This is a genomic window from Acinetobacter sp. MF4640, assembly GCF_002018895.1.
Classification (GTDB): domain Bacteria; phylum Pseudomonadota; class Gammaproteobacteria; order Pseudomonadales; family Moraxellaceae; genus Acinetobacter; species Acinetobacter johnsonii.
This window is the reverse complement of record NZ_MVOM01000062.1, coordinates 1-17,081: the sequence shown is the minus strand read 5'-3', so window position 1 is coordinate 17,081 and position 17,081 is coordinate 1. Positions and strand designations below refer to the sequence as shown.

Sequence of the window (17,081 nt, the reverse complement as noted above, 5' to 3'; positions counted from 1 at the left end):
GAGATCCATGCACGTGTAGCAGTCCTTAACAGATTTACGGAATTAGGTCGACCACTTACCCAAGTTACGCCTTAAATTTGGCTCAATTAGGGGCGCTTTGCATTTCAAATCTTTGTGCAACAAAGCCTTTCACGAATGTAATAGTCTTTATCACTCATGCTGATTGTCATCCTCAACTTGACTTAGCATATCACTATACTAAGTCATATTAATTAAATGAAACAATCACCAAGGTTAAGGGGATAATCCGTTACCCCAAGGATAGATACTTTACTACTCTCGCACAATTTTAAGCAATAAAAAAGCCAGTATAGAGCTGGCTTTTTTATTCAATGATCTTAAAAAAAATATTATGTAGCAACTTCACAAAAAGATAATAATCAGCAGGTTACAGTGAGAAACCTAGATTAACTCGGCATCCTATTGTGAAAATCAATAGCAAAATCTGATTCAGATCGTGGTTCGGTATTGTAGAATTTGAAGCCTAAACATTTAACTTCCTTATAACCATGCTCTTTAACTTCATTTAAGAACTCAACATAGTTTTGTGAATCATCTTGATCTGCATCAAAAACAATTTGGCTTTCATCATCCAAACTAATCAATACTTCCTCTTTCCAAGTATCCTTTTCAAGCAAATGACCACCTTTAGGCTCAATTAAGCATTGATAGTACATTTCACTATTTTCAGCATCATTAATGATCAGCATGTAGTCAGGGCTGAATCTACGACCATCTTTAGGGCTAAACAACCAATAATCGAGTTCATTCCGTATCAGGTAAATCTCTGCACCCTTGTAGCGTGATTTAAGCTCGTCAATTTGAGTTGCAACAAACTTAACAAAGCGTTTTTCTTCACTTGTGCCATAGTTTTCACTGTAGGCGTACCAATCGGCAGTTTCAACATCAAACTGTAGATCGGGGTTGTCATGGCTTGACTGTGGTTTTGCACGTTCATCAGGTGCATGATCACTCGTTTCACCATCTGAATCTTGGATAGGGAACGAAACCAAGTAGATGTTCTTTTCTTGCTGAAAGATAGAGGATAGTGATTTAGGTCTAAAAATATGACTTCCTGTAATCTGTGGCATGTGCCGATCTATGGCTTTACGCACTTCGGGTAAAATCACACCGACCAATAATTGCAGTTTTTCATGCGCTTCAAGTTGGTTAATGTCCTTACCTTCTGAATACGAATATTTAATTTCATATAAAGGTAGATACTTTTCGATCAATTCATCAATACTTTTTATCCCAACAATGTGATTTTTCAGATTATTAAATCGAAAAAAATTGTTTTCTGCTGACATTAATGCCTTGCGGATAATTAACGGGGAAAAGTATTCATCGGTTAAATGAATGGTTTTATACTGAATCCCTGCCTGAATATTATTTTGCTCTTTATCCGTTAAACTTCTTGTATAAAGTCGGTAGGTACTGGCTTTGATTTCCCTTTTAAAAGTGGCATCAATCTCCGTATCCGTTGTTTTACTGCGGTATAACTGTTGATTGACCAATACAAAACCTTTTTTATAGGTTTCACTGTTGAGAAATTCAGACTTGAGCTTAATCGTCCGTTTTTCCATGCTCTTATTGACAATACCTTCATCAAGTAAGGCATATTGTAGGTTATCTAAAAAAGTCCCTGTTTTAACAAAGTGGTAGAAGAAAGTTTCTAAAATACGCCCATGCTCATACGGTGCATTATCAAATTTACGCTTGAATGGGTCGAACTCATAACTATGTTCTTCATCAAACAGCCCACCATTTTGAGAAATCTTATAGGATCTCGGTAATTTATATGGACACAACCTTGCACCACGACCAATAAGCTGAATATCTTGTAGCGATACTTTTTTAGATTCTGAAATATCAAAATGAATAATGTCAAATAGGCTGAGTACATCCCAACCCTCATTCAGTGCGTTGACAGAAAAAATTGCTCGAATCACGTTTCTTGGACTATCGAGTAGTGGGAGTAAATCCGCTTTTTCTTTTTTCTGACTGTTATACGTCATGCTGTTATCTTCACGGAAACGCATTTTAATTTCAGCAATAAACGCATTTAAGCCATCAGGGTCTTGGGAGGATAACAACCCTGATTTTCGTGAACCAAGCCAACTAAACATTTGATTAATAAAGCGGTTTCGATCTATTTCTACGAGCGATTGCTGTGTGCCTACACCTAATTTTTTTAAATGATCTAAATCACTTACTTTGAGTGAGCTGATCACCTTATGGAAAAAATCTCGATCTTCTTCACTTTTGGCAATTTTGGTTGATTTAATCAAAATAATGGGATTAACCTGAACATTCATTTCTCGTTCAGCGAGTAATCTGCGGTACTCACTCATCACGACTGCATTGATGACCAATAACCGCTTTTGATCTTCAATCTGTGTTTCTTCGTTATAAAGAAAGCCGACTTCTTTGCTGTACCCATCTTTGTTAAATTGCAGAAAATCGTAACGATGAATCAACTTATCACGGTATTTTTTATGGATGAGTGGATTTTCTAAATCTACGGTAGCGGTAAACTCTAACAGTAAATTATCAGGACGAGCATAGATTGCCGATTGAACTGCCGTTTCCCAATTACGAATATCTTCTTCTTCAGTTTTCTTGAGTTTTTTGCGTGTATCCACGTTTAAACGGTGTGCTTCATCCGCAATCACAACAACAGCATTATCCGCAAAATCCTGAGCAGTTAAGCTATTTTCCTTGTCTTCTGTTAGGCGGTTGTATAAAAGTGCGGTGCTGAAAAACATGAAGTTAATCGCATCTTTTTTGGCATCCTGAAACCGATCAATTGCACGAATATTAATGGTTTTACCGTTTAATTTAACCCCTTTCGGATTAAATAGATATTTGGCAAATTTATAATCGGTGAAGTTTTTTACCGCCTGATTTTTAATTTGCAATTGGTGTACCAAGAATACAAAATTGCGGTAGCCTTTTTGATATAGATACAGAATAGCAGCAGCCATTGTGAGCGTCTTACCTGTACCTGTCGCCATATTGAACAGTAAGTGCTTTGCTTGATTGTGGTCTTGCTCAAATAGCCAAATAAAGTGCTTAATGGCAACTTCCTGATAATCTCTCAATGTTTTTGAAAGATTATCGGTAATATAAGTCGGCAGTTGATAATCTCTGACCCATTTCTGATATTCAGGATTCGATTCAATTTGATTAAATAAGAACTGTGACAAAGTATCTTTAACTTTAGTTTTACTATTCTGTGTTTTAGTGGGTTTAGTCATTGTTCACCCCATAGAATAGGTCGGTTAAAGCCATTTCTTCATCTGTGACATGGTAACGACTATCACGCATATCAGCATGATTAAGATAAAGTTGGTTCTCATCCAAAATACCGATGAGTAATTCTTTACGTTGATCTAAATCCAATGAACGGAAGTTTTCATCTTTTTCAAATTCATTTTTATCGAACCAAAACTTCAAGAACGCATTTTTAGCCATTTCATTGTAAACGTCATCTAGCTCGCCTTTACTATTGGCAGTCATGATTTTATCTAAAAAGTCTTGGTTGTATTTTTTAAGCTCGAAATAGACAAATGAACCACCGCCTTGCCAATTCACCGCCTTAGAAATACCGCCTTGTTCGCCTTCTATCACTTTCTTTAAGCGTTCTTTAGTAATATCTTCGATATAGTCCATTTGTTCAATACCAATCCATCTGCGTCCCATTTTATGAGCAACAGCGCAAGTTGTTCCTGAGCCTAGATGAACCGTACCGGGTTTGTCGGAGACTTTTTTATTTAAGTTAGGCCACCTGACCTAACGGGTTAATCTTATCATAGTACATTGCTTCAAACTCAAAAGGTGATACATAACCCAGTGCACTGTGTACACGCTCTTTATTGAACCAATCTACCCAGTTTAGTGTCGCAAGTTGTACATCCGCTAAACCTTGCCAATCCGCTTTTAAATATTCAATCACCTCTGTTTTGTATAAGCCATTCACCGTTTCAGCCAAAGCATTATCGTATGAATCACCGGTCGTACCGACTGATGCTCGTAAATTTGCTGCTTCTAAACGATTGGTATAACGAATGGAAAGATATTGCACGCCTCTGTCACTATGATGAATCACGTTCTTTGGCATGCCTCGATCATGCAATGCTTGCTCCAGTGCATCGAGCACCATATCTGTATTCATACGTGTTGATACTTTCCATCCAACAATTGCTCGCGAGAACACATCAATAATAAAGGCGGTATAGACCCAGCCTGAATGAGTTTGAATATACGTGAAGTCAGCGACCCACAGCTGGTCAGGATGATCTGCATTAAAATTGCGTTTTACTAAGTCATCTGCTCGTTTTTGATCATCTCGGCTACGGGTGGTTTGTTTATTCTTACCACGCCAAACACCTTGTATACCTAGCTTCTGCATCAATCGAGCAACTGTACAACGTGCGATAACATAACCTTCACGTTTCAATTGTTGCCAGACCTTACGCACACCATATCGACCTAAACTTTCTTTCCAAATACGTTTGATTTGCTCTGCATGATGTAAATCATGCAGAGCACGTTTCGCTCGATGTTCTGGGTTATCAACGAGATCTAAAGCCCGATAATAGGTCGAAGCTGCAATCGGTAAAATTCTACAAATCGCTTCAACACCATATCGATCTTTATTGTTCTGGATAAAATCCACCATTATTTGTGTGGGCGGTCGAGCTCCGCCTGGGCGAAAAAAGCGGCTGCTTTACGTAGAATTTCGTTAGCACGTTGCAGTTCTTTATTTTCACGTTCGAGTTGTTTAATACGTTCTTGATCTGAAAGTTGCTGTACTTTAATTGGGTTTTGTTTATCTAAATATTTTTGATACCAAACACGTAGAGTTTCAGGAGTACAACCTATCTTGGGAGCAATAGCGGTGATTGCAGCCCAAGTAGAAGGATAATCTTTTTCAGATTCAATCAATAATTGAACCGCTCTATCTCTGATTTCAGGGGTGTATTTTACTTTTTTCATCGGGACATTCTCTCAAGAAAAGTGGTCTCCGACAAACCCGGTACGGTTCAAGATGGTAGTCGAGAACAATGTCTCCCTTTTGAGTTGATATTTCAATAATTCGTTTTAATAACTGCTCAGGTTTTTTACCTGAATTAAAGTTCACGCCACCTTGAGTACGGCAATTACCAAAACTATCTTTGAAATCCAAGAAGTTATTTTCGTAAATGTCCTGATCAAAAAGAATGTTGGCAATAGGGATTTCTTTTTCCTCTACGTCACCATTTTTCTTTTCTAAAGGCACACCTGTATAAAATTGACCATTAACAGCAGTTTCACGCTTCGGGCCTGTAATATATCTATATCCTAATCCATCCCCCTTCGTTCCCATACCGATCACTTTATACAAAACTCCCAAGCCATCTATTTCTTTACGATCTTTCAAATAGAGGTGTAGAAATTCTGCTGCCGAGCCACCCTGATTCACCAACGAACCTGTTGCCCAAGTTGCTTTTAATGCCGTTACTTTTGGTTGAATTTTTTTAATCACGTATTCATCAGGCTTAAAAATAACAACTTTACGATCACCAATGATTTCAACTTTGCCTTCGCTAAGTTCTTCGATTTCATAGCAAAAAGCATTGTAGGAATATTCGACCTTATCTTTGTTTGGCTTATATTGATCTTTGGAATATACAAAGATGTGTTCCATCAGTTTTTGATAGTCATTATCTTCATTTAGTGTTTTATTGCTGAAACGAACTTGGACATACAGAGTTACTTGGCTGTTTTCACGACCAAAAATTTCATCCATTAACACTTTTAAATAAGCTTGTTCATTATCATCGCATTGCACAAAAATAACACCATCATCTTTTAATAAATCTCTTGCCACTTCAAGACGATTTTTCATAAAAGTCAGCCAAGATGAATGATTGAAGCTATCGTTGTATTTAAACCCATCATTATTAGTGTTATAGGGCGGATCAAGGTAGATCAGCTTAACTTTACCCGCTAATTGCTCACTTAAAGAGTGTAAAGCAAGTAAATTATTGCCTTTAATTAATAAATTTTGTTGTAAATTTCCATTTTCATCAAAGAAAGTAGTGTCTTGTATGTTTTTATCACTACCAATTAGCTTAAAATTAGTGAGTGCCTTTGGTTCAAATAAAGTATCAATATCAGCACCATCAATTTCTTGGTGTAAGAATCGTTCTTCACGCCCTGTATCTTCTTTATTCATGCCCGCTTCAAGCACAGTGTCTTTAAACGGAAAACTTAAAACCACATCATTATTATTATTTAAAAAACCAATTCGGTCTTGGCTAGTTGAATAAAGCCCAATTTTGTTGCTATGACGAGTGTATCTGCCTTTTTTGAGTGAATTATCAGACATGAATCAATCCTGTTTTTTACCGTTGAATGGGAGTTAAAATCTTATTTCTTTACAACCAACCGCTTTGAGAATTTGAAGCATAAATATTGCTCCAAAAGTGCCACGATTGATCTTATTGCTAATGTTTTGTGGTGTTTCTGATATACCCATTGCTTCTAACTTTTTTGCCACGTCAATCAGGCTTAAATTTTTTCGGGCAATTTCTGCTTTAAGTAAGCCTTTTGCATACTCTTTCCATTCTTCGTCACTCATATTTCAACCTCATAAGATATAAGCGACATAGCATGTCGCAAAGAAGTGTAAAATCATTATATTTAATGACTTTACACTTTACAAGATATTTATACCCCAAGAAAACAAACACTATATATAATGATATAAAATTATATAGGGTGATTTTATGAAAAAAGAATCTAAGCAACATCTTCTATTATCGGCTAAGGCTCGGCTCGTACTTTAATAGAGCAACGTAACGATGAATCGCTCTCAGGTGAGGTTTACATGGATGGTGCATATGTAAATGGTTATATTCGACCTAAAAGTCGTAAGGAAGATCGTATTAATCAGCACAAAGCTGAAATCGTTATAATTATTGTGCGGTTGCTACATAATATCGCTTAAAAATAGTTTTCTTCAGGATATAAGGCACGTTGTAAACCAAAACCAATTAAGCCCGCTATGATCATGTAAACAGCTTTCATATACCACATGCCCCACATAACGGTTATTGTAGTTGCCGAAAATTCTTGTACTGGTTGACCTAAAAAATTAGTCGTATGATTAAATGACTTTTCCGATACTTCAAGTGCGTAGTAATTCAATGCAGGGAACAGGCACACAACCAATAAAACTGCTACAGCAGGGAAAAGTATAGCTTTAGGTATATCCCATTTGATAGCGAAGTACACCGCCACTACCAAAGCAATTAAACCAACACTAGACCTCATGCCAGTTGCAAAGTCCAAGCCCACTACACTTGAACCTTTCCACACTAGAAAGCAAAAAACAGCTATCAGAAAAGCGACAAAGCCTGCAAAAATTTTAAATTGTTCCTGTTCTTGGTAATCCATGTATGAATCCTTAATTATTAACTGCGGTGTCAGTGTGATTGTTATAGCCTAGCAATGGCTTATTTTCAGGTGGTGGATGTCCACAACGTCCCGATCTACATTGACCAGAATTGAAGTGAACTCACTTGATGCAATCAATTCCTTTGCTTCAGCAATATAAGAATCTTCAGTCTGATCATTGATCAAGTAAAATGCCGTTGGTGGGTTGGTATCTGTAAGCAATACGTTTGCAATTGGACTTTTCGGACTTAGGTTATATCGCAGGCATTTAATAAATGATCTATTTTGCATTGTGAGCGTGTCTAATAGTTCTTTTTCACCTAAACTCTCAAATGGTAGCCAAGTTTGATTTAAAGGCACTAGAGCTATTTCTTCAATCTTTGCAATGCCACTGTCTGCAAATCCAAAAGTTCCAATCGCCAATAGGCTTACATCATCTTGATAATGGGCTTGCTCCAGCTCTGCTTCAAAGCGTTTATTAACTTGGCTATACATTTTTGCATCCATAAATAAATGCAATGTAGGGGCATGTTTTAGAATGATTCTACCCCCATCAAAACGTGCATCATCAATAGACTTAATCACACCAATAAATATTTTTAATGGGCGTTTATTCCCTTTAACTTTCAGGTCTGCTAACTCTGATTTTCTGCGGGCTTCAATCTCATTATGTTTAGTTTGGTCGTAATATTCAGGGATATAAACCAATCCGCTTAAATCATCTTTTTTATTCTTTTTATCGTTCAAGGCTATTTTTAATGCCTTGCGAAATTGAAACCAATTATGCTTCATATTCGGTTGGTGGCGGTTCAATAAAGCTTCTTCAAGCAAGTAATCTAACGTCCCTTTTAAGGTCAACTTTGTTGTTTCAGCTTTCACAGTATCTTTGGGCGTATCACTAGGCGTAGGCGCTTGTTTTGATAAATTGCTTTTTGACAAACTGAAATCAAACTTTAAAACACTTGTCCCCGATTCATCTGTCTTAATAGCTTCCCCCATGACTTCACCCAATCCTGAAATTTCAGTAGGTGGCTCATAGCTTAGGCAACTAAAGTCGTGCTGATCTGCACTGTTGGGCATACGCTTTAAAACAAAATTATCGCCAATCTTAGCGATATACATTTCAATATGTTTTTGTGGTAAACAAGCGCAAATAGGTCTAGTTCCTTTCTGATAAAACTCTTGCAAAATAGCTTGAGTCAATATTTCATCTTCAGGATTAACTATATTTCCATTAACTATAAAATTATTCATAAAACAGTCCTTAGTTAATATTTAGGTGTATTTCTATTAGGTGTATTAGGGTTCTTAATACGCTGATTCGGTGCATTCAAATTGTCTTTTGGTGCATTCGCTTTCTGCTTCAAAAGTTGTTCTCTAAACTCTGTGTAAACTTCAGTTTTATGCCGTGAATCAAATCTAGCTTTTGACTGTTCTTTAAACTCGTTAAAGTATTTGTCTGAATATTCAAGATTCAGTTTGCTGAAAGGAATTTCGTATTCTTCATTTCTAATTCGTGCTTTCATTACTGGCTTATCTTTAACTATATAAGCATCAATAACTTTTAATTCAGTACCTTTTTCAAAGGTAGCTTTTCTAAATAGCCCTGTTTTAATTTCAAAATCATTAGTAATTTTCACAAGTTCACCTTTTGCAATATTCATATTGCCGTTAAACTTAACGATCTCGTCACCCAGTAAAGCTTTAGATTTCAAACTTGCTCTAACTTCAGAAACTATTTCTTCTTTAGTGAAAGTTTTATTTTCACTGGTTAATGAATAAAGTTTACTGTTAATTCCAAAAAGTTCCCGCTTATCTTCTAAATGTAATCTATGATCATTTAGATAAGACTTAATTAGATTTTCTTTAGATTCTACAACTGTAAAATCTGTAGAGAACTCTTTAGTTTCTGAACGACCAATTACTTTTTTAAAGTTTTCAAAAGCTGTTATTTCTTTTTCTACTGGTTTGTAATTATGGTCGTAAGAAATTTTACCATCTGAATTTTTAACAGTTTCTTTTTCATTTGTAGCAAAACTTAAAGCACTATAATTAATTTGAATATTTTGTTTGTGTCGGGTTAAAGCAACATAAGTTAAATTAGCATTCATATTTTCACTAGCAATGATATAGGCACTATCTACAGTCATACCCTGCGATGAATGAATAGTGTTTGCATAGCCATGTTTAAACTGGTCATATTCTTTTAAATCAACTCTAACAAGTCTGCTATCACTTTCCATCTGTACCATCATAGCTTTAGGTTTATTAAATTTATCTTTTTCAAAACCTATTACTTCAGCTAGTTCTCCATTACTGACTTTCATTTGTGAATTGTTTTGCTTAAATACAATTTTTTCACCGATAGAAATATCTATATCACCTTGATAATTTTTCAAAGCAACACTTTCTGAATTAAGCTTTCCTTGTTTAATAAGTAAAGCTCTAGCCATTCTATTCAGTTCGTTTACATCACTATTAGAATGAGCAAGCATTAATTTACTTTCACTAGAATCATCACTCCATGACTTAACAGTTTTAGCCAAAGCTAAATCATGGGATTCATATTCATTAACCATATTTATAGATTTATAAATATCTATTGCTTTTCCTACTTGGTGCTTAGAAAGATATTTAGATGCTTGAATCATCTTGTCGGATTCTTTCGCATGTTTTTGACGTTGTATATCTTCCAGTGAAGCAATATTTTTCTTGTCCAAGTTATCTTGAATATTTGCAAATACATGACCCGCACTTACTGCACTTAACTGGTAACTATCACCAACTAATTTTATTTGTGCATTGTGTTTTTCTACAAGCATAAGTAATCGCTGCATATCTCTTGAACCGACCATGCCTGCTTCATCTAAGATCAATACAGTTTTATTATTAATTTCTAAATTACCGCTATCATACTTAGATAAGAAAGAAGCAATTGTACTACTTGGAATATTACAGTCATTAGCAATAGCTTTAGCTGTAATTGCCTGCAATGCAATTCCGTATACTTGATAATCAGAATCTTTATAGGCTTCGGAAACAGCACTTAGAACATACGATTTACCTGTACCCGCAGAACCATTGAGCAAGGTAATTCGATCAGTAGAAGTTAGGGTATAGAATGCTTTTTCTTGCTCACTATTAAATGTTCTTGTTTCAGCAACTCGTACAGCATTTAAAGGTAATTTCTCAACTAGATTAAATGGTTTCTGAATACGACTTTCTTCATTAGCATTATAGATAAATGTTGAAATAGATTCTTCAATACCAACAAGTTCTTTAGAGGAAAATACGACTTTATCTTTCCCATACAAAGTAGCCATATCAGGGCAATTTATTACTGATTCGTAAGCTTTTAAATATTGTTCTTCACCATCCGTATGAGCCATTAAAAAACGCTCTAATTCACGCACTGAAAATACAGATTTGTTTGACGTTAAGGCTTTGATTGCTTCACTTGGTCGCTCAATAATCACCTCACCATTTTGATGACGTATTTTCTTAATATCTTCACTGATATGATATTTATGGCTGCTAACATAATCAGCTCTAAAGTTTTGGCTTGACAGTTCAACGCCTTGTTCTTTAAAGCTTCTATGATCAATACGTGCATCAATTCCTAGCTTTTCACAAAAGTCATTTACATGGTTAGCCCAGTCTAATCGAGTATCAACCACAAATAATTTAGAATTATAAAAACGATGTTTAACAGCACCGCCCTTTTCAGGATTTACAGGATTATAGCGTTTAAAATGCTGAACTTCAGAACGCTCTATTCCATCCAATTTTCTTTCAGAAAACATAATATGAACATGCGGGTTCTGTTCACCGTCACTAGCTAAAGGACTATGAATTGCATAAGAATAAGTAAAGTTTTCACCTAATGTTTTTTCTACAAATTCCTGTACTAATTCTTCTCTTTGTTCTTTATTCAGTTCTCTAGGTAATGAAATTTCTAACTCTTTATAAATACGACCATTTATTCTTTCATTCTTATCTGCTGACTTCCAAAAGTGTTTTGCATCAGTTGCCCATGATGGCAAGTTGCCACTTTTAATGCACTCTAAATCATCTCTTTTATATTTTCCTTCACGATTTATATAGGCGTAATGGCTTGCTCCTCGACTTCCCGAAGAACCGTATTGATTTCCGTTCTTAACTGATAAGTGATAGATAGCCATTTTTGCCTTTTTCGCTTTTAGATATTTGTTTCTCGTAAGAGAAACGAGTAAGCGTGCATTCCTACTGCTGTAGTCATGATAACCTCTCTATATATTCGCTACAAGTGACAAAACAAATGCTTGCATTTGTCCGATTTTAAAGCAATGCAAGGCATTGATTTTAAAAGCGGTTTTTTGGGCTGATTTTTGGCTTTTTTTGTAATTTATTTTTATATAGATATGGGGTTTCACCCCAAGCCCCACATAAGGGAATAATTCCCTTATGAATCCCTACACTTCGCCAGTGGGTCATCGGGGGTAGACACTTCGTTTACACCCCCTTTAGGATTAGTGTGTTTTTTTTGATTTTTGCTGATCAATATGTTTTCAGATGAGCCGTGAGCCTATGGCTTCCGTTCAGTCTGAAAAATATTGACAGTGCTATTGCCTTTGCGAACTCTTATAGTTTTTTGTTGCTTTGTATTTTTTGTGGATTTTTTAATTTTTCATTGTGATATTATTTGATCACCTTATAACTTTTGGATTGAGAAAATGAATATTGAGGATTTTAAATTCACTGAAGATCAAAAAAAATTCGTCACTGAAGAAATTGATCGTTTAAAAAAACTTGAGAACAAAAGTCAAACTGAAGAAATTATCTTAACTTTAGTTTCTAACATTGAATCAGGTACGCCAACGAAACAGCAAATTAGTTCTTTTGAACGGATTATGAAAAATGAGTTTAAAAAATATAAAGCTCGTTTAGAACTGGAAAAAATCAAGGAGGATGAAAAAAAACTTCTTGCAGGTTTAAAAAAAGAAGCCCAAGTTGCACAAGCTAAAGATCGAAAAAAACGTGAACACAAGCTTATTACAATTGGCGCTCTTTTTGAAATGGTAGACTTCCCATCTGAAGATAAAGGCATTATCACTGGGATGCTTTTAAGTGCTATTGAAAATGCAAAAAATAACCCAAGTTATTTTGATAGTTTGAAAGCTTCAGGTGACAAATTTATTAATGATCGTGAACAAGCAAAAAAATCAAAAAGCACTTTAGTTGATAATTCAGGAAGTGTTACTGCTGAATGACTAAAATTGAAATATCTTATATTTTGTCGCAACCCTGCGGGATTGCTTTGTAAGTCCCGCTTAGGGGCAAAGGGGAGTAGTTGTGGTTCTGCGGTCAGCTCGACAAAATCACAGATTTTGTCGGCTTCGCTTGAAACTTGCAACGGTAATCAGGGAGGGAAGGATTTTTATATTTCTTCAGTTCGCAAAGTAGACACTTTGCTCTATTGATACCGCCTAGAGTTTAGTTTTTAATATCATCTTTAAAAATATATAAGCAGGCAGTACCGAATAGCAAAGTTGAAGCTACATTAAAAAATATTTTAATCATTTCGTAAAAACCTTGATTTGTTTGTCCAAGATCATTGTACCAGTGGCTACTTATAAAATTCCCAATGTTGTACCCTGCCAACATTCCTACAAGTGTAAAAATAATTATCATCAGAATTTTAAATTTATACTTAATGTTTTTCATTAAAATTTTCCATTTGCTCTATGTTCTCATAGTAATCTAATTCAGTTACTTTCAACTCTAACAATATTGAGTGATAAAAGTTTAATGGTAGATTCAAAAGTTCATTGTGTACCGCCCATAAATCCACTTCAGATTTAAAAAGTTTAGTGTATCTTGGTTTGCCTTTTTGGATTCTTTCGCTTTCTTCTGCAATTAGTTCGGCTCTAATTTTATTTAACATATTGATCATATCTATAGCTGTTTGATCTATTTTATAGATATATGAAGTTTTGCCATTCATCCATAATTGAGCATCACGCTTATTGAACTTTGTATTTTCTTCATAGACTACATTATAAAAATCTATAACCTGTTCCCGACTGTATAAGCCATTCTTAAAGCATTCTATTTTGAACTGTGCATTATTCATATTAGTGACCTCAATAACTTTATGTTAGCTCTTACCTGTTAAGACTATGCTTTTTTGCATATCCATAAATTTGATTCGCAATGAACCGCAATTTTTTTGCTTCATTGGAATATCACCCGCAAAAAAATTGCGGGCGACTTTTTCACTTACAATCAAAGAAAGCCCCGCAGGGCTTACTTTACTATAATTGATCTATAAGGCTTATTACTCGTTTAGATGCGTATATACCATTTGCATTTAACTGGCGTACCCAAGCGCCCCGACTTGGTGACCATTTAAAACCATTACTTTTTAAAATTTGGCGTATTTCCTCCGTAGGTTTACCATCAAATATAAACATGCAACGATTTTCTATTTTGCATTCTGTATATTTATAAAGATCGTTCTCAACTTCATTTGAAGTTCTATTTTCAAGTGTTTGCAATTCTGCAATACGCTTTTTCAATCGGTTAATTTCTGCATTATTATTCTGAAGTGAGTAGCTTGCAAAACCAATTGAGCCATATTTAGGATTTAATACGTCTATAGCTTTTTCTTTAGAAAAACCTAGCTCAATTAATCCCTCTAAACGTGCATTGTGTTCGGGAAATTTTTTAATTAACTTGTTAGCCTTTTTCATTAACTCTTGCGCCTGCTGTAACTTCTCAAGCTTGCTTTTAAGTTTTTCTATTGCATTAGGGTCGTCACTTGAAATACCGCCCTTGCCTACGCTATCAGCTTTATTTTGATAGTATTCGGCTTTCTTCATTTCCTGAACTGATTTACCCATAATAGAGTGAATTTTAGAACGAAAGTTTCTATCTCGTTTTTCACTATGATGACCAACTAAAATTGGTTGTCCAAACGGTATACATTCAGCCATTTGATTTGAACGTGTCGCCAATACTGTGCTTTTTACTGTTGCTTTATCAGCTAAAGCTTCATAACGATCTAAGCGGTTTTGTTGGCGTTCTTCATAACGGTTTAAGCGTTCTGCTTTGATTGCATCATTGTTATTTTGGTCGTTCATAATTCAATACCTTTTTAATTTAAGTCGCCAATCGACTTAATAAAAACATTATACATATATTGATTTGTGAGTACAAAACAATATATGTAAACAAGTGTAATTTTTATTGTGTGTCTTGAATGCTTCAGATTTGCGCTGTAGCGGGTTGTTTCTCTTTCCTGTGGTTTTGGTCACTCCCGATCTGAACCAAGCCCGCAGGCATTAAAAAAGCCCCTTGCGGGGCTTCTTCTCTTTTAATAAATCAATTTATAAATTGCTGTAGTATCTAAAACATTCCTATTTTTATGTATAACGTCTTTTATGTAATCACTAAAAAAAACGGCTCTGCGATTGATTGCAGGTTTTGAGCTGTATGTCATCATTGCAATTTTAGACAATGCAAATAAATTTACCACAATTGAAAATTCTAGGGCATTCAGGTTAAACGCTTCGTCCCATCCATTTTCCATATAAAAAATTGAATCAGATTGCAAAGTCCAAAAGCCGTTTTTAGTTTCCCATACTCCCCCGTCATAGCTTTCACATAATCGGCTTGCTTCTTGATATAAGATATTTTCCCATACATAAATTGTATGAGCCATTGCAACTGTATAGCGTGGAAATTCGCTTTCTTGCATTGACTGCATAGCAACTAGGTCGGTTTTATTAAAGCTGTCATAGCTCATGTCTGCGATTTCTTCATCAGTCAACAAAACTAAATCAGTCATTTTTTAATTCCTTTGTATGAGGTCGCCAATCGACCTGATAAATACATTATACCTAAATTGATTTGTGAGTACAAAACAATATATGTAAACAAGTGTAATTATTATTGTGTATCTTGAATGCTTCAGATTTGCGCTGTAGCGGGTTGTTTCCCTTTCCTGTGGTTTTGGTCACTCCCGATCTGAACCAAGCCCGCAGGCATTAAAAAAGCCCCTTGCGGGGCTTCTTTTAATTATGCGTATGATGAAACATAACTGCGCTTATAAACCTTTGTGCCTGTTTCAAGTATTTCATATTCGTGCGGTGTTGCTCGAATATAGCTTGTAATCATGATATAGCCGTCTAAAATTTTCTTTCTAATTGGTTCGCCAATAAATTCGTTTTGCTTTGGTGATACTTCGCTTTGCATATAAGCTGTATCGTGTGAGCGTTTGGCAATTTCCCGAACTTCACAGAAAGCCCCTGCCTTAGATATTACTTGATAAAATTCGACATTGGTTTGCTCATATCCCCAGCATGTAGACAAAATATCACCTACCTGTAATTCTTCACGAAATTTTTTTATACGTTCTGCATTTTTTTCCTTGTCCAGTAACTTGCGTTCATGTCTTGCATTACATGATTGTATGTTTTCGCTAACCGCTTGTTTTAGGCGTTCTAATGTTCTGTAGCGATAATTTAAAAATGGTTTTTTTGCTTTTGCTCGGTATGCTTTGCATACAAGCATTTCAGTTGATACGAAAAATACCGAACCATCTTTAGCAGTCAAAACTAGACTGCCCTCATAGAACATTTGACCTTTTTCATTTTGAGTAATTTTTTTCATTTAAGTACACCTTTTATATGAGGTCGCCAATCGACCTGATAAATACATTATACCTAAATTGATTTGTGAGTACAAAACAATATATGTAAACAAGTGTAAATATTACTGTGTATTCTGAATGCTTCAGATTTGCGCTGTAGCGGGTCGGTGTCCTGTCCTGTGGTTTAGGTCATTCCTGATCTAAAGCAAGCCCGCAGGCATTAAAAAAGCCCCTTGCGGGGCTTCTTTCTTAATCACTTCTTTGGGCGGTTTGTGTCGTTATATAATTATTTATATTGTGATCAAATTTGCCGTTATTTTCATATAACCCAACAAACGGCAACCCTTTAACATTTGTCCCATTTACAAATTTATCCTCACCAAACCCAATGACTGTACATTTTTTATATCCGTTTTGATTGTATATAAAAACTTGGTCATTAATTTTTAAATCAGTAATTAAAACTGTGCTTGAATCTAAAAACTCACCTAACTGGCTATCTACTGGCTGTTGGCTGTCAATGTCTTTAAGCATTGCATTCATTCTTTCTATATCGTTAAATTCACGACCAACGATACGCCATTTTTCAATTATATAAGTTCCGTTATCTTCGGTCATTTCGTGGTATTTGCTTATTCCGATTGAATTAGTACCGCCGAAATAGTTACCGATAACTTGGCATAATCTCGCCCATCCGTAAGAATCGCTTTCAGGTGGTCTATGCCCCTGCAATTCACAATATTTTAAAAATGGCGCTACGCTTTCAATTCCGCCATTCCAATGAAGATAAATAGCTAAATCTTTTGCTTTAGTTGTAATCAAACATCTGTTACCCATTTCAGTACACCTTTTATATGAGGTCGCCAATCGACCTGATAAATACATTATACCTAAATTGATTTGTGAGTACAAAACAATATATGTAAACAAGTGTAAATATTACTGTGTATTCTGAATGCTTCAGATTTGCGCTGTAGCGGGTCGGTGTCCTGTCCTGTGGTTT

The 17,081-nt window shown here is 35.4% G+C and carries 14 protein-coding genes, 1 pseudogene and 1 other annotated feature; of the genes and pseudogenes, 1 reads left to right on the top strand and 14 read right to left on the bottom strand.

All coding sequences use genetic code 11. The features are described 5' to 3' along the window. Window positions 1-407 precede the first annotated feature (407 nt). The 8 genes and pseudogenes from MF4640_RS16285 to MF4640_RS16250 form a co-directional block, all read right to left on the bottom strand. The gene (locus tag MF4640_RS16285) at window positions 408-3,260 is read right to left on the bottom strand and encodes a DEAD/DEAH box helicase family protein (protein ID WP_078390263.1); all 2,853 of its coding nucleotides are present in this window, start codon (window positions 3,258-3,260) and stop codon (window positions 408-410) included. Further along, window positions 3,253-3,744 (bottom strand): annotated as a pseudogene (locus tag MF4640_RS16280) (DNA methyltransferase); the annotation flags it as partial. The gene MF4640_RS16285 and the pseudogene MF4640_RS16280, both read right to left, overlap by 8 nt. 37 nt (window positions 3,745-3,781) lie before the next feature. Beyond that, window positions 3,782-5,001, bottom strand: a protein-coding gene (locus MF4640_RS16275) for an IS3 family transposase (RefSeq protein WP_100833221.1) whose coding sequence is annotated in 2 segments (ribosomal slippage) — window positions 3,782-4,725 and window positions 4,725-5,001 — 1,221 coding nt in all. Because the reading frame shifts where the segments join, the coding sequence is not laid out codon by codon here. Continuing rightward, window positions 4,610-4,726 (bottom strand) — a sequence feature (AL1L pseudoknot). It overlaps the preceding gene by 117 nt. Beyond that, on the bottom strand, window positions 4,976-6,376 hold the full coding sequence (locus MF4640_RS19775) for a DNA methyltransferase (protein WP_078390262.1): 1,401 nt from the start codon (window positions 6,374-6,376) through the stop codon (window positions 4,976-4,978). Before MF4640_RS19775 ends, MF4640_RS16275 begins: the two co-directional genes overlap by 26 nt. A gap of 33 nt (window positions 6,377-6,409) precedes the next feature. After that, window positions 6,410-6,628 carry a DUF6471 domain-containing protein gene (locus MF4640_RS16265; protein ID WP_078390261.1) on the bottom strand — a complete coding sequence of 73 codons (219 nt, stop codon included), beginning with the start codon at window positions 6,626-6,628 and terminating at the stop codon, window positions 6,410-6,412. Window positions 6,629-6,993: 365 nt separating this feature from the next. Beyond that, a complete protein-coding gene (locus MF4640_RS16260) occupies window positions 6,994-7,446 on the bottom strand; it encodes a hypothetical protein (RefSeq protein ID WP_078390260.1) in 453 nt (150 codons plus the stop codon). A gap of 48 nt (window positions 7,447-7,494) precedes the next feature. Then, window positions 7,495-8,700: a DUF1173 family protein gene (locus MF4640_RS16255; RefSeq protein WP_227518674.1), complete on the bottom strand. Its 1,206-nt coding sequence runs from the start codon at window positions 8,698-8,700 to the stop codon at window positions 7,495-7,497. A gap of 14 nt (window positions 8,701-8,714) precedes the next feature. Beyond that, window positions 8,715-11,627 (bottom strand): AAA family ATPase, encoded by a 2,913-nt coding sequence (locus tag MF4640_RS16250; RefSeq protein ID WP_078390259.1) that lies wholly within the window; start codon window positions 11,625-11,627, stop codon window positions 8,715-8,717. 531 nt (window positions 11,628-12,158) lie between these two features. Between MF4640_RS16250 and MF4640_RS16245 the strand changes: the two genes are divergently transcribed. Then, window positions 12,159-12,695 (top strand): conjugal transfer protein TraD, encoded by a 537-nt coding sequence (locus tag MF4640_RS16245; RefSeq protein ID WP_004993229.1) that lies wholly within the window; start codon window positions 12,159-12,161, stop codon window positions 12,693-12,695. 223 nt (window positions 12,696-12,918) lie between these two features. Here MF4640_RS16245 and MF4640_RS16240 read toward each other — a convergent pair whose 3' ends face one another. From MF4640_RS16240 to MF4640_RS16215, 6 genes are all read right to left on the bottom strand, one after another. Next, complete coding sequence (locus tag MF4640_RS16240) at window positions 12,919-13,149, bottom strand: hypothetical protein (RefSeq protein ID WP_004999733.1); 231 nt, start codon at window positions 13,147-13,149, stop codon at window positions 12,919-12,921. Continuing rightward, on the bottom strand, window positions 13,136-13,558 hold the full coding sequence (locus MF4640_RS16235; RefSeq protein WP_078390258.1) for a hypothetical protein: 423 nt from the start codon (window positions 13,556-13,558) through the stop codon (window positions 13,136-13,138). Before MF4640_RS16235 ends, MF4640_RS16240 begins: the two co-directional genes overlap by 14 nt. 181 nt (window positions 13,559-13,739) lie before the next feature. After that, the gene (locus MF4640_RS16230) at window positions 13,740-14,567 is read right to left on the bottom strand and encodes a DUF3560 domain-containing protein (RefSeq protein ID WP_004999738.1); all 828 of its coding nucleotides are present in this window, start codon (window positions 14,565-14,567) and stop codon (window positions 13,740-13,742) included. Window positions 14,568-14,800: 233 nt separating this feature from the next. Next, window positions 14,801-15,274 (bottom strand): hypothetical protein, encoded by a 474-nt coding sequence (locus tag MF4640_RS16225; RefSeq protein ID WP_015060716.1) that lies wholly within the window; start codon window positions 15,272-15,274, stop codon window positions 14,801-14,803. 230 nt (window positions 15,275-15,504) lie between these two features. Further along, window positions 15,505-16,098, bottom strand: coding sequence for a hypothetical protein (locus MF4640_RS16220; protein ID WP_078390257.1), 594 nt, complete (start codon window positions 16,096-16,098; stop codon window positions 15,505-15,507). A gap of 229 nt (window positions 16,099-16,327) precedes the next feature. Further along, complete coding sequence (locus tag MF4640_RS16215) at window positions 16,328-16,915, bottom strand: hypothetical protein (RefSeq protein ID WP_078390256.1); 588 nt, start codon at window positions 16,913-16,915, stop codon at window positions 16,328-16,330. Window positions 16,916-17,081 lie beyond the last annotated feature (166 nt).

What these genes read in the sequence shown, in the direction of transcription:
- MF4640_RS16285 (WP_078390263.1), bottom strand. Translation starts at nt 3,260, where the DNA reads ATGACTAAACCCACTAAAACACAGAATAGTAAAACTAAAGTTAAAGAT.
- MF4640_RS19775 (WP_078390262.1), bottom strand. Translation starts at nt 6,376, where the DNA reads ATGTCTGATAATTCACTCAAAAAAGGCAGATACACTCGTCATAGCAAC.
- MF4640_RS16265 (WP_078390261.1), bottom strand. Translation starts at nt 6,628, where the DNA reads ATGAGTGACGAAGAATGGAAAGAGTATGCAAAAGGCTTACTTAAAGCA.
- MF4640_RS16260 (WP_078390260.1), bottom strand. Translation starts at nt 7,446, where the DNA reads ATGGATTACCAAGAACAGGAACAATTTAAAATTTTTGCAGGCTTTGTC.
- MF4640_RS16255 (WP_227518674.1), bottom strand. Translation starts at nt 8,700, where the DNA reads ATGAATAATTTTATAGTTAATGGAAATATAGTTAATCCTGAAGATGAA.
- MF4640_RS16250 (WP_078390259.1), bottom strand. Translation starts at nt 11,627, where the DNA reads ATGGCTATCTATCACTTATCAGTTAAGAACGGAAATCAATACGGTTCT.
- MF4640_RS16245 (WP_004993229.1), top strand. Translation starts at nt 12,159, where the DNA reads ATGAATATTGAGGATTTTAAATTCACTGAAGATCAAAAAAAATTCGTC.
- MF4640_RS16240 (WP_004999733.1), bottom strand. Translation starts at nt 13,149, where the DNA reads ATGAAAAACATTAAGTATAAATTTAAAATTCTGATGATAATTATTTTT.
- MF4640_RS16235 (WP_078390258.1), bottom strand. Translation starts at nt 13,558, where the DNA reads ATGAATAATGCACAGTTCAAAATAGAATGCTTTAAGAATGGCTTATAC.
- MF4640_RS16230 (WP_004999738.1), bottom strand. Translation starts at nt 14,567, where the DNA reads ATGAACGACCAAAATAACAATGATGCAATCAAAGCAGAACGCTTAAAC.
- MF4640_RS16225 (WP_015060716.1), bottom strand. Translation starts at nt 15,274, where the DNA reads ATGACTGATTTAGTTTTGTTGACTGATGAAGAAATCGCAGACATGAGC.
- MF4640_RS16220 (WP_078390257.1), bottom strand. Translation starts at nt 16,098, where the DNA reads ATGAAAAAAATTACTCAAAATGAAAAAGGTCAAATGTTCTATGAGGGC.
- MF4640_RS16215 (WP_078390256.1), bottom strand. Translation starts at nt 16,915, where the DNA reads ATGGGTAACAGATGTTTGATTACAACTAAAGCAAAAGATTTAGCTATT.